The organism is Sporofaciens sp. St.21A7 (assembly GCF_059728535.1).
In genome coordinates, this window is sequence record NZ_BAAGFN010000001.1 from 4,946,307 (window position 1) to 4,959,883 (window position 13,577).

A 13,577-nucleotide genomic window follows, 5' to 3' on the forward strand; every position below is an offset into this window, starting at 1 on the left:
CTTTCTCCAACTATGCCGTAAACATCCGACATACCTTATTCCAGCGTACTCCATGAACCAGGCTGTATAGTATCCTCCATCCCATCTTCTTTTTCACCAGAATCTTCTTTTTCAAACTCTTCTATCACCCCTTCATCCAATTCTTCAAAATCAGGCTCCAGCAGAAAACTACTGGTTAAACGTTCTTCTTCCAGTAATTCCAGCTCGTCAGGTTCTTCTATTTCCACAGGCCCGGTTTCATCCGCCTCATCTTCTACAGGCAAAAGCTCATTAATACTCATAATTTTCTCCAAATCATCCTCCGATATGATTGTATCGTCCTCCAGAGCATCGTCATATTCATCATCTAGATCTTCTTCAAACAGATTTTCTGCCCCTACTTCTTCATCTGAACCTTCTTCAAACAAATTTTCAGTCTCAACTTCTTCAACAGAGCCTTCTTCAAACAAGATTTCCATATTATATTCTGCATCGGAATCATCTTCAGAATTTTCGTCTATTGATTTATCCTCTGCCATCCTGTCTGCCGTCTTAAACCAGGTTACTAAAACGCCGTCTTCCTGTAATGATGCGATTAAAATATCATTCCCTTCCACGCCGCTGGAATTCAATAATGAAACAGCCTTAGCCAACGCTTCGTCCTGTGTAATCAGAACCATACGATAAACTGGCTTAAACCGGGAAAACGCTGATAAAAAGGTACTCATCAATGTAGAATCTCCCTCATCCCCCCGTATTGACAGTAATTTTGCATCCTGAATCCTCTTTAACTGCGCTAATCCCTCATTTGCTTTGCTCAGTTCGGCCTGTTCCGGAGTGGAAGCCAGAGCATTCAGACAGTTTATAACTGCCTGCGGCACCGTAATCTGGTGCGGATTCCCATATGCCTCCATTGCGGGAAGTAGTTTATCCAAAAATACAGGCATCTCTCTGCTGCAAAGGCTGCTTGCATCCAGGAAAAGATGATAGCTGCATAAAAATTCCGCCTCGCTCTCCTTATCTGAAACCTCCACCAACGCATCAACAATATTGGCGGCGTTCTTCGTCCTCTGAAACCGTTCATCCATCCATCGAACTTTAAGTCTTTCTGCCGTCTCCGCGGCTTCTGTAAATCCCTCATTGCCTGGCTGTTTCGCAAGATATAAAATTGCATCGCACAAGGCAAGAAATTCTGTCTCATCAGGCGCTGCACCGCTGGCAAGCGCATCCAGACGCTCCTGTGTAAGCCCGGATATCACACATACATATTGTGAGAGTTTACTTCCCGCAACATCTCCTACAAATCCGGCGGCTTCTGAAAAAATCTCATTGAGGAACTCTTTACCTGTTTTTAACAGATATTCATTCACCTCTTAATCACCTCTTTCTACTATATTTATAAGACAAAAGTCTTACTTACTGTGTTTAGAACATCTCATTCTATTTCTTTTTGTTAATAAATCATGTATTGCATTCCCTAATACTACTTTTTTACCTACGTCTTGTTCCGCATCTTTCTTCCCTTGCATCTCTAAGAGCAGATAATCAATCCGTCTCCGTTCATACCCCAGACCAAGCGCATCATAAAACTCTTTTATAAACTTATCGCCCTTATACTCAGCCTTTATCTGTATAGAACAATCGTCGCCCCGCTCAAATACCCTGGCAATATTCCCGTCATCAGTATTTAGTTTTTGAAGATAATCCGGCTCAATCAAAATTCCAGACTTACCCCGGTTGCAGGATACACATGTCCATATGAGATTCTTGAGTCTTCCCGCCTTGATACGCCCTTCCTGCGATTTCGGAAAAGATGCCTCATGAATATAATGGTCTATTTCAAAGCATTCTAATGGCAGCAGTCCCAAAGACATTCCGCAATAGGCGCACTTCTCATTATAAATTTCTGCAAATTTCTGATGATACGCGCTGTCCCTTTCTTTTATTTTATTGTAAAATATCTTTGTCTTTGGACATTCTGTCTCTATCTGTTTCTCCAGCCTTTTCTTTTTATCTTCTACCTCTTCTAATTCCTTGCAATACTCCGTATTTCGATAATCTATATTCTTTTTCATCTGTTTTTGCCTCTACTAACTGATACTGCGGAAAGCTTTTATCAGCCTGTCAATGTCTTCTTTCGTCAAATCCTCATAATCGCTCGTACCATTTAACGAATCTACCGTTTTTTCCACCAAAAACTTCTCTATTTCATCGTTACTTCTAAGCTTCTCTGAAATATTTCGGAATGTAATGACTTTCCTGATACACTCATCAATTTTCCCCTTTAACAGCCGCTCATAATACTCTTCTGCAGATTCAGAATCGTTCCTCTTATACTTGGGGATAATGTCATATTGCAGGTTTTCGCCATTCTGTGAAATAACCAGGACTTCTATAAATGGAAAGATTTTTCTTAATATCATCCTAAATTCTTCTCCGGAAAATTTGCCTTTATGCTGAATGTTGCCATTTTCAAATAATTTAGAATCAATTAAAATTACGTTGGCGTTATTCACCTCCTCTGAATTCATTAAACTTTCATACCCTTCATGAACTTTAAATTTCTTTTCACGATAAGTTACATCCACATTTTCATTCTTATACTGCTCTTCTAAATAACACGAAATCGCCTCTTCCGGCTCATCGTCTATATATACCAGATTCATTGTTTCCTTGATACTCATACCTTCTCTCCTATTCTGAACTTAATCCGAAACCCGTTTTTTCCGTCAATTTCTGTAATTTCCCCTCCGGTTCCGATAATCGTATTGTTGACAATCCACATACCAATCCCATGCCCCCCTTTCCGTGACGTTTCGTGTACGTCTAAGATGCGCATTGGTTCCTGTATATACTTTGGCACAAGCCCGCGTCCGCTGTCTGAGTAAGTGAACTCCATAAACCTGCCTTTTTTCTCCGCTTCTATCATAATTTGCAGGGCGTTTTTGTCATCGTTTTGTTGGATGCTGTTTAGGAACAGATTGTCAAAGATCACCCTGAATATATCTTTTGCGCTCTTATGCCGCACATGCTCTTCCATTATCAGCTGAATTTCTATCCAGGAATAATCCTTTTCCCAATCTGTTTTCAGCTCATGGAATAATTCCTTCAACAGAATATTTTCTGGCAAGAATTGCTCTTTTTCCGCCTCTGACAACATTACGTCGATGAAAGAAACTATCTTTTTATTGACTCTGCGGTTCTTTTCCAAAAGCTCGGGGATGTTTCTGTGAATATACTTCTTATTTTCCGGGGCATCCACAACTTCCCAAAGCCCATATCTGGTAAGCGCACGAATAATGTGATCTACATTATCGTCAATACTGTTTCTGTAATTACGCATCTCATGAGCGATTGAAGTTGCTCTTAACCCGGAAGTCGCCAGCGTGTTCAACAGCCGGATATCATACTGATATCTTCTCTCTGTTTCATCCATTTGCCGTTGGGTTTCCTGGTCTTTCTTTTTCATATTCTTTAATTCGCGGACAAATGTATTCTGCTCTTCCGACGAAAGATCTACTAATTTACTTGGATTTTTAACTACCCTCTCAAAAATTGCCGTATCCGGCAATTTCCCGACTATATTCTTGGTATTTATCCTACGGATAATCTTCTGGCGATACCGCTCAAAACATTGAATCCCAGACAAAATAATCTGAATGAAAATCTTATATGTGTCATTTTCCATAAGCCCCTGTCTGTTTGCCAGATCTATCAGAAGGTCGTTTTCCATTTTGTCAATCATGACTTTTCCTGATAACTGATTTTCTCTTACACGCCATGACCCAGTTTTATGCGACGCTGCCGCTGATGACATCCTGGAACGCATCCCAAGTCCCAACCAATCTTTTTTTCCTTCATACGAAGATATACTGAATGCATTCCGATACAGAACAATACCATGAGCATATCTTTTTTCTAATATCCTGTGCTTATAACAAAATTTGTCTGCATCAACTGCTGAAGGATTTTTCAGAGAAAAGTAGAATACCGCAGCAAAATCTCCGATACGCGTCAGCATAGATTCCCATTCTTCTCTCGATATCTCCCTCTGCACCAGCTCTTCCTGCATTCCTTCCAGTTCATCTGCCATGTCAAGGTTGATTTGGGCATGGCTCAAATTCAATTGTCCACACCACTTCTTTGCTTCTTCCCGAAATTCATCCGATTCTATCATGCAGTGCAGAGTTCTTGTTTTTGCTCTGTAATCTAAATGAATCAGGCTTACCCCATGAATCCCAAGTTGAAAATCTTCAAAATATTTTCTGATTTTCATTTTTTTGTTCTGATACTCTACGATGATTTCCATACTGTCAGAATTGTATGTTCTTGACAGAAAATCGCACAGATTGCGTACTCTTACCTCTGTCCAATGATCGCGCAGACGGCTTATGAGAATCTTCGTTCCATGGCCTTTTATATTCTTATCTGTGTCCAGCGTATTTTCGCTCCAATCCGTCTTCCACACGACGGCAATATCATCCGCCATCCTGGAATATACCGTCACCTCCGCGCCCAGCCTCGCCATCGCAAACCTGCCTATCCCCTTCTCGCCTGCCAGTATCCTTTTATCTCCTTTCCCACCGGCTTCATATGCCTTTTCGCTTCTCCCTACATGCATCCAGAAGTCCAGGATCAACTGACGGTTCATCCCAGCCCCGTCATCTTGGATTACCATCTGCTCCCTGAATATAGTGATATATACTTTTTTCGCCTGTGCGTCGAAAGAATTCTTCACCAGTTCTAGTACTGCCGATTCCTCGTTTTTGAAATTCTGAACGCCTAGAACTTCTGCTATCGTGTGGTCTTCAATCACATATTCCAAATGTTCCATTTAATCCCCTCATATCAACTGTTATCTGGTTCCTGAGTCGGCGCTTTTATGTAGCCGGTCTGTTCCTGATATAAAATCTCTATCCATCCTTCGTTGTCCCGCTCGGATAGGATATTGACTTCCTCTCCTGCTTCGATTTCACCAAGGACGTAGGATTTTTCAGATTTTTCTGCCCATACGTTGCTCTTAAACGGCATCTTGTAGTTTTTATTCTCTGCTGCCGGTGGAGATTCTCCATCAGGGTTCTCTCCATTATTGTCTATTTCCTGTTTTTCCTCCTCTATTGCTTGCTCCATTTGTTGATTTTTTTTATCTTGATCAGCCTTAACTGATTTGATTTCATCCAATTGCTTTGCCAGCTCACTTTCTAAAGAATCTATCTTTCTCTTTAAGTCACTTATTTCTTTTCTGTCTTCCTTTAATATTTCATGAATACTATTTTTCTCGTATGCAAATGTCCCAAATAATAATAATATAATAATGCAAATAAAAATAATGCACCCCCATGCCACCTTAAAGGCATTTGAACTTTTATCTCCTGTTTCCATATGCTTCTCTTCTACTTTTCTTTGATTCTGATCGCCACTCTTCAATATAAGTCTGCAAAAATTATCTACATATTTTTTATCATTTTCTTCTATAAGTATATCTTTAACATACCGGTCAGAAATATTAGACCGTTTTAAAATATCCAATACACAGACTAAAATATATTCTTTCGCACCTTCCCCATAAAATTCATAAAACGATTCATCAATATTATATCTATCTACCATATCAAAAATCATGGCAGAATATTGAATTTTATATCTATCTTCTGAAAAAGTACAAACTATATTTAGTAAAAAATTTAATGCAGCATTCCTAATTTCTACCCCATTCCTATATTTTCTACTCACTTTATCCTTTACGTACATTAGAAACTCATTTATTACTTTTATCAACTCTTTTCGTTTTTCAGTATTTTCAATTTCTTTACTGCATACATGCATAAGAGCATCAAACGCCGTCCATATATGATACTGATAAGTATCCTTTACAAATAATTCCGCTTGTGGATAAAGCAGATATCTGAGTTCTAAATAATCTTCTTTATCATATTTTCCACTATTTTTAACATATATATCCATAACATCTCGCAAGCTATAATTATTGCTAAAAAAAGTATTGTATAAACTCTTTACATTCCTTTGATCTTTCATGCCTTTTCTCCTACTAAAAAATTTGTATCCCTTTTCCGTGTTTTCGTATATATTCTTCCAAAATGTCTCCATCTGCCTCCTCGCTTTTCCAGAGAATTGGAATAAAATCAAGCTTTTCAAACCTGGAATGCATACGGAGTACTCCACCTTCCACTTCTATAATGCACCGAACCTTATCCTGTGGAAGTTTTGCATCTGTAACCAGATACAATCTGTTTTCTATAGCAAAGCCAGGCTCTTCTACCTGTTGCTTCTGTTCTAACAACACCATCCCCATTAACCAGATATGCGCAAGGTTATAAGTCTTATCTGGTTCTTTATAATAAGCTGGTGTGTTTCTCTCCAATTTTTCAAATCCCCTTATCCCCAATGCCTTATCTTCAAAAACAAACGCCAACTCAATCTCACTGTACTCATCAAGCTCATTCTTTAACGCAACCTGCAGTTCCTCCAGCATCTGGTTTAATGGACTTTGATCTGTCATACTAATATCTTTTTGAAAAATACAGACTACTACATTTAGCTTCTGGTCATTTACGGGAAATTCTTCACTAAACCGCCCCAACTGCATTGTCTTTCAGTCCTCCTACATTTCGCCTACATCATATTCTTACAGATGTCTGATTTAATATATCATTAACAATCTGCCGAATTCTTCCTGTTATCTTGAATCCGTCAAAAGAAAGCAACTCTTCCATACTCCCAAAAAACATCTCATTTTTTCCGTTTTCTACCATTCTTCCATCCCCATCCACCATCTTTAATTTCGGCATATATTCATCATTATATGTATATATCACTGCAAAACGAAGCCCTTTATTAATATATCCGTCTTGATTATCCTGCAAAAAATCTGGATACATATCCCCGTTTTCCGGAAGAGAATCTGAAAACATCATTAATCCCCTATACGCATTCTCCACTCCATAGTTATTAAGTATACTTAACCCTGTATCTAATGCATCCCTAAGGTTTTCTCTCCCGCTAGCGTTTCCCCCATAAAATTCAATATCTAATATCCTCTGGAAAAGCTCATCCTCAGATTCAGTAAAATATCCTCCATCTTGGAAAATACACGGTTCAGCTTTTTGATGAAGAACTGTCAGCCCATATTTTATAACAATTCCTCTATATTCTGCTTTTTCCTCATGAATCATTTTGATTATACGTTCAATTATGTAATTCACTTTTAAAAAAACTTTAGAAAAAGAATATGTTCCGTCAATGATAATTTCAATAAGAATTTCTTTTCTTTTTTCGGCATTTTTTCTGAAATTCCTTGCCGCTTCTGCCTCTTTCCTTTTATCATTTTCCAACATCAAACCCCAATTTTTAGGTCTGGGGGTGTACGGTTCTATTTCCTGCAATTGTATTTTTTTCTTATTCATCTCACCTTCAAGTATATCATCTGGTTCTGGTTCACGTTCACTTTCTATCCGTCCTGTTTTCTCATCACTCATATAATACTCAATATTTTTTTTATTCTTTCTCATTTTATCCTCCGTCAATGTATAGAAAACCTTATCCTTATGTCGCCCAACACAAATTCTTCTTCCGGATGTATTTCATAGTCTCTTCCCTGCCGCAAACGATATAACTTCTTTTCATAGGGAATATATGATATAATTCCATCCACATTATAAATAGTCATAACTCTTTTCCCGTCAACAGATATGTCTCTCATTGTATGATTCAGCAGCGCTTTCCCTTTCTTATATTTCCCTTTAGCCGTATAAACTTCATATACTACATTCGGTGCGTTTTCCAGCTTATGGCTTAAACTCTCCCTCAATAACGGCATCTGATTAAAGCGTATATATTCTTCATATTTTTTTTCAGACCCCCCGCAATATTGAATCAAGAATTTCTTCATATCCTCAAAAATATCTGTTATATTAGCATATCTTTCTTCAGGTTTCACACACATCTTCCGGATAATTTTCAAAAGTTCTGCATATTCCCTTGAAAGGTATTCCTTTCTAACAAACCGCGTTTTCTCTAAACCATACACTAGCTTTTCATCATTATTACAATAATAGTTCCAATTCCAACATTCATTTTTAGAAAAATAATCTTTCCCTTGCAGCCAATAAAAAAATAGTCTTCCTATTGAATAAATATCTGATTTTATATTCGGCATTTCCGGAGCGCCTTTTTGAATAGAAATATACATTTCAGGGGCAGTATATCCTCCCGAGCCGCCAAGCATCCGTTTTTTCCGAATTCGTCGCCCTGTCGTTCCTCCCTCGTTGATACTATCCTCCGATTCTTCATTCCCCATTACCCACATCTGTGTTTCTGTACTTCCCGATACATGGGCAATATCAAAGTCAACAATAACCACCTTTCCATCTTTGTTAATCATAATATTCTCTGGTTTAAGGTCACGGTGCAGGTACGGATCGTTACGTGCAAACTTCATATAATAATTAACACCATGTAGGAACTGTATCATCTGCCCAAAGATATCCCTTCTGTGTTCTCCATTTTCTATTTCGCCTTCCTGCATTAGTCTTTCTTTATATTTCCAATATTCTCTCAAATTCCATCCTTCGATGTATTCAAATATCACACAATACATTGGATAGCCACGAGAATCTCTTGCGCAAAATCCTTCTATTACATGTTCAATGTAAGGATAGTAAAATCGGAAATTACTCTCCCTCTCTAAATTACTCACACTTATAGGATCATTTAAATATGCACATTTTAAAAAATAAATTATATGTTTATGAACATCCAATATTTGCCCAACTCTGTATATGCGCAATCTGGTATTTTCTTTGCATGTTGCACTTTCGAGCAGTTCGTATTCATTTCCGTTATCTGCAATAATATGTTCCCCTTTTTGTAGTATTTCTTCTATTCTTACCATTCCCACTATTCTCAATTTTCCTCCCGCGAAGTATCGTTCACTATATAGAGAATCCCTGTCTGATCATCCTGCTTATCCATTCGGGCTAGCCCGAATAACTGCGGCAGAATATATCCTTCCTCCTCTTCTGCACATCCGTCAACCAATTCCAGAAGTTCCGCATCTTGTAATCGTCCAAAAGCCCCGTCAGAGCCAACAAGCAACATATCATTTTTTTCGAGTTTTCCAATCACTCCTGTATAAATATTTTCGTCTCCAATCTCAAAGTATTCCCCCAAACTATTATATAGATAACGATCATTTACATAATATTCGGAAGAATATCTCTCATATTTTCCTGATACCACTTCCAACTCAGCTCTTGTCTGTAACTGCGAAATAAGCTGTAACTTTCTTGACTTCGCCCGATATAAGTACACTGGGGAGTCACCGACATTCGCAACTACCGCATAATCATCCACAATACACACAACACTTAATGTTGTTCCTGTCTCTCCGTCGGAAACAGAACTTTTGCATACCTCCGTATTTGCAGATTTTATAGACTCTTTCAGAACATTTGTCAGCTTATCCGCAAAATATTGCATGGAAAAACTCTCCGTATTCTGTCCTATATATATATTGATCATTTTTTCATAAAAAGCTTTGAAAAAACCCTGTATAGCGTTCCGAGATGTTTTGTCTCCGTCTTTCAACCCGCCCATCCCATCTGCAACCGCCAGGACTTGTATCTTTACATCCTCCATAAATGTAAATTCCGAGAAGAAAAAACTATCCTCATTTTTTAAATGGGTTGATAACCTGGATTTCTCCGTATAAGTATAAATTCTATATGTTTCCATTCTATTCACCTCTTGAACCAAATTAAAATTAATGCTATAGTGTTTATTAAGTCAAACTAAAGAGGAATTCAATATGTCGAATAATATAAACAACCAATACTATTCAAAATTCTGTGATGCCCCTTGCGACTATGAAAAATATACCCTAGCTTTCCATTTGGAATTAGACCATATGCGCAAATTGCAGCAATTAATGAACTCAAAAAATGAGGGGAATACTTATTCTAAATTATTTCCCAGCTACTACGCTTTGCACCGAGGCACTGATGGAAAACCTTATCTGGATATGGAAGAAATCTGTGGTGAAACCTTGGAAGATTACCTTTGCAGACAACCGCATTATATTGGTCCCCGTTCATTGCTTACCTCGAGACAGATTCTTCATATTTATGAACAGATTTACCTTGCTGTCGATTGGCTATATCAGGGAAATATTATCCAGTTGGACTTATCTCCACAAAATATTATGATAAATAAACAATTTGATATCCGCTTGGTTGATTTTACAGATTGCTATTACACTGACCTCTCACCATCAGATAATATTAAAAAGGGCTGCAAAATGATTGACTACCGTATTAATTCTAACGCCCCATTTTCCCAACAGGTACGTGATTCTTATGCTTTGTTGTTTTCACGTTTATTCTTCTGCGGAGAAAAACATTATAATGAACACTTTTCAGCAATCTCTTACAACGAAAAGTCAAGACAAAACCGTTATTTTTTTGAAAAGGAGTACCCACAGATTCTAAACTGTCTGTTTTATCCAGACACTTCATCAAATACTGCTTGTAAAGAATCTGCCAGCTACCCATTATCTGATTGGAATATCTGGTATTGGCAACTTCACGACTTGCTGATTGCTAAAATGTATTAATTGGCTATCGGGAAATGCTTTTTTATCGAAACTGCATTTCCCGACTTCCTTATCTGTTTACCCTTTCAAAAAGATATTCATAGATTTCTGCCGCGGTATTCATCATCCGATATCCACCTTTATCCGTCTTACATTGATTTATAACCACCACATATTGCGGCTCATCAGCCGGTGCAAAACTAATAAACCACGCATTGTTAGAATCATTCTCATCACCCGTTTCTGCTGTCCCAGTCTTACCTGCAATTTTGTACCTCTGAAATACTTCCGCCATATTCCCAAGCCCTTTGTAACATGTACTACTATATCTTGCAGACGCCCGCATTGCTTCCGTCACTTTGTTTGCCGTCGAGGCGCTTGTAGACTTGCTGAGCATTTCTGCCTTCCCTGTATAGACCACCTTTCCGTCTGCATCTGTAAGCTTTTTCACCAGATACGGTGTCATCATAACCCCGTCATTCGCAATCGCCTGTGTGATTGCAGCCGCATATACGGTAGACAGCTCTGTTTTTCCCTGTCCAAAACCCGTCTGCGCCAGTTCCTCCTCCTGTACATCGAGATCCCAGTTATACCGTATAAGACCAAAATCCGTACTCAGGCAATTATCCCCGTCTTTCTCTTCAAAAAGCATAAATTTTTCCGCCGTTTCCCTTAATTTGTCAGCTCCCAATTCCAACGCCGCTTGGGCATAGAATACATTAGAAGAACGTTCCATACCTTCATAGTATGTAATCTCATCTCCCATAGAGGAATAAGCATTATTGCACTGCCACTCATTCACTATAAATGGTTCATCCACAACTGTAAAATCTTCCAGGCCATGATCAATCAACGCCACCGCAGTAAATACTTTAAAGATGCTTCCGGGAGCAACCGCCCCTTTATAGGTGACTGGGAACCCCGGTTCAAGCTCTGTCTCTTCCTCAACGCTTTGCATCTCTTCTTTTGCTTTTCCCAAATCATTAAAATCATACGTTGGAAATGCGACCATTGATAAGATTTCACCCGTTTTCGCATTCATAACAACTGCTGAACCTCGAGCGGCGCTTTCATCCATCTGTCTCGCCAAAGATTCATATACCTCCATCTGGAGCTTATGGTCGATTGTCAACGTTACATCCTGACCTTTATCCCCATTGGCTCCAGTTGTCGTGTATAATCCGTTATCCCCCCAATAATTGCTATCCATAAAAGCCATTAAACGATAATCATCTCTGCGACCTACAACCTTTTCCACAGACTCTGCTGACATATCTATGATCCGACCGCCAGTATAACCAAGCAACTGCGAATACGCTTTCCCATCACGATATTGTGTCTTCCGGACTGTTTTCTCAACTTGCTTTCCTTCTTTATCATGCCGGATTTCTGTCAGCATAACGTTTTCTGTCAGGATGATTCCATTTCTATCGTAAAAATTTCCTGGTGAAACTGTATTGTCATCCCTTGACGCAATTGCATATGCTTTTAGTTTATCAGCCCTTATATTCATACCTACGACAGTGCCAGAGTTATAAAAAAGGATACCCAATTCCATTATAAAAACAAATCCCAGCGTCATATAAACCTTTCTAATTCGTTTTCGGAATAAACTCATATAAGCTTCCTCCTTTCTAACACCCCAGTTGATATCACAAGAAGTACAGCTGCAAGAACCATTGCTGTAACAACCGCCGTAAATCCCTGTGATACGAAATACAATGGAATTCCTGTGATGGGAAACATTGCAATATTATATCCGATATGAATCATATTTTCGATTACCAGCAGCAATACAATAGACATTGTAAGTCCTTGGAAATACGTTTCTTTACACGCAGATGCAATTGCAATCCCCCTTGCCAACAAAGCAAAGAAAGAAACTATGATTGCCACACCCATGAGGAAACCACAAGTCTGAATTACGTTAGCAAAAACCATATCCGTTGCCGCTTCCGGAAGGGGCAAACGATAACGTTCCGTGTCAAGCCCAAGAAAACCGCCTATCGCTAACGCCTCAAGCCCCATCGTCCCTTGATATCCTGCGTCCAACACTGCATCTTCCGGGTGGAAGGCTGTTCCGAATCGCTTGACTATCTTCTCCATAATACCTGGAAGGGAAATTTTTCCTGCTATCACTATTGGGCAGAGTATCTGGTCACAAATAAACCAAACTCCCACAATCCCTATTACAGTAAACGCAAGCAACATAAAAATCTGCTTTCTGTTCTTTCCAAAAATCCAAAGCATAATAACTTCTACAAGGTAGATGACAAGCAGCGTTCCAAGTTCCCTGTAAAGAAGGAAGAAAATGGAAAGAATACCTGTATGTATCATAAGAAAAGTCTCTTTACCTATTCTCCATTTTCCTAAATACAACATTTTTGATTCTTCTTTACATAAAAGTGCAGCGATAACCAAGAGATAAAGTACTTTTACGATTTCAAATGGTGTAATGGAGATTCCCTTTACATTGATTGTCAAAACAGCGCCTTGCCTGTTCATGTCACCAATCCTCACTCCAACTGTATACATTGTAATGCAAACCAAAAGTTGAATCGTCATTATGCCCAGCACTATTTTATCGTCTATTAAAATTCCTGCCAAATATTTATATAAAAGCGCCGCCAGGAATGCAGCTGCTACAGCCAGCCCAAACTTCAGCAAAAAACTAGAAATCTTTACACCATTTCCAGACTCAATTTCTTGAACTACAAACCCCAGATTTAATAGGAGAATAATAATAACCAGCAGATACCGATCTGCGCCCATATAGGACGCCACTGCACTGCTCACAATCGTAAAAAACATCATGAAGACAATTATCGGCAGATAATTCCAACCAAATCCCTTGTATATCACAAAGAAATACAGCATAAACTCTATTGAAAGCATAATAGCAATCGATTTCATATCTACTCTATTTCTAAGACTTTCCATTCTATATCTAATTCCATGATGATATACCGTTCCCATAATAACCCTTCTC

Annotated in this window: 12 protein-coding genes; 1 reads left to right on the forward strand and 11 read right to left on the reverse strand. The window is 38.6% G+C overall.

Translation table 11 applies throughout. The features are described 5' to 3' along the window. Positions 1-35: 35 nt before the first annotated feature. From AC6I3O_RS24540 to AC6I3O_RS24580, 9 genes are read right to left on the reverse strand one after another with little or no spacing between them, the layout of a single operon-like run. A complete protein-coding gene (locus AC6I3O_RS24540) occupies positions 36-1,349 on the reverse strand; it encodes a PIN domain-containing protein (protein WP_497853129.1) in 1,314 nt (437 codons plus the stop codon). 42 nt (positions 1,350-1,391) lie between these two features. Then, positions 1,392-2,054 carry an HNH endonuclease gene (locus AC6I3O_RS24545; RefSeq protein WP_497853130.1) on the reverse strand — a complete coding sequence of 221 codons (663 nt, stop codon included), beginning with the start codon at positions 2,052-2,054 and terminating at the stop codon, positions 1,392-1,394. Between the two features lie 15 nt (positions 2,055-2,069). Next, positions 2,070-2,663 carry a hypothetical protein gene (locus tag AC6I3O_RS24550; RefSeq protein WP_497853131.1) on the reverse strand — a complete coding sequence of 198 codons (594 nt, stop codon included), beginning with the start codon at positions 2,661-2,663 and terminating at the stop codon, positions 2,070-2,072. After that, positions 2,660-4,813, reverse strand: a complete 2,154-nt coding sequence (locus AC6I3O_RS24555) for an ATP-binding protein (RefSeq protein ID WP_497853132.1) — start codon at positions 4,811-4,813, stop codon at positions 2,660-2,662. The genes AC6I3O_RS24550 and AC6I3O_RS24555 overlap by 4 nt, the downstream gene beginning before the upstream one ends. Before the next feature lie 14 nt (positions 4,814-4,827). Then, positions 4,828-6,015, reverse strand: coding sequence for an SH3 domain-containing protein (locus tag AC6I3O_RS24560; protein ID WP_497853133.1), 1,188 nt, complete (start codon positions 6,013-6,015; stop codon positions 4,828-4,830). A gap of 13 nt (positions 6,016-6,028) precedes the next feature. Then, positions 6,029-6,586, reverse strand: coding sequence for a hypothetical protein (locus AC6I3O_RS24565; protein WP_497853134.1), 558 nt, complete (start codon positions 6,584-6,586; stop codon positions 6,029-6,031). 31 nt (positions 6,587-6,617) lie between these two features. Further along, positions 6,618-7,508, reverse strand: coding sequence for a hypothetical protein (locus AC6I3O_RS24570; RefSeq protein WP_497853135.1), 891 nt, complete (start codon positions 7,506-7,508; stop codon positions 6,618-6,620). Between the two features lie 11 nt (positions 7,509-7,519). Next, entirely contained in the window at positions 7,520-8,896 is a 1,377-nt protein-coding gene (locus AC6I3O_RS24575; protein WP_497853593.1) for a protein kinase domain-containing protein, read from the reverse strand. 5 nt (positions 8,897-8,901) lie between these two features. Beyond that, positions 8,902-9,732, reverse strand: a complete 831-nt coding sequence (locus AC6I3O_RS24580) for a PP2C family protein-serine/threonine phosphatase (protein ID WP_497853136.1) — start codon at positions 9,730-9,732, stop codon at positions 8,902-8,904. Between the two features lie 73 nt (positions 9,733-9,805). Here AC6I3O_RS24580 and AC6I3O_RS24585 point away from each other — a divergent pair, with 73 nt between their 5' ends. After that, the gene (locus AC6I3O_RS24585) at positions 9,806-10,609 is read left to right on the forward strand and encodes a protein kinase domain-containing protein (protein WP_497853137.1); all 804 of its coding nucleotides are present in this window, start codon (positions 9,806-9,808) and stop codon (positions 10,607-10,609) included. 49 nt (positions 10,610-10,658) lie between these two features. Here AC6I3O_RS24585 and AC6I3O_RS24590 read toward each other — a convergent pair whose 3' ends face one another. Both AC6I3O_RS24590 and AC6I3O_RS24595 read right to left on the reverse strand, forming a co-directional pair. Further along, positions 10,659-12,206 carry a penicillin-binding transpeptidase domain-containing protein gene (locus AC6I3O_RS24590; protein ID WP_497853138.1) on the reverse strand — a complete coding sequence of 516 codons (1,548 nt, stop codon included), beginning with the start codon at positions 12,204-12,206 and terminating at the stop codon, positions 10,659-10,661. Further along, the gene (locus AC6I3O_RS24595) at positions 12,203-13,564 is read right to left on the reverse strand and encodes an FtsW/RodA/SpoVE family cell cycle protein (RefSeq protein ID WP_497853139.1); all 1,362 of its coding nucleotides are present in this window, start codon (positions 13,562-13,564) and stop codon (positions 12,203-12,205) included. The genes AC6I3O_RS24590 and AC6I3O_RS24595 overlap by 4 nt, the downstream gene beginning before the upstream one ends. Positions 13,565-13,577: the final 13 nt, after the last annotated feature.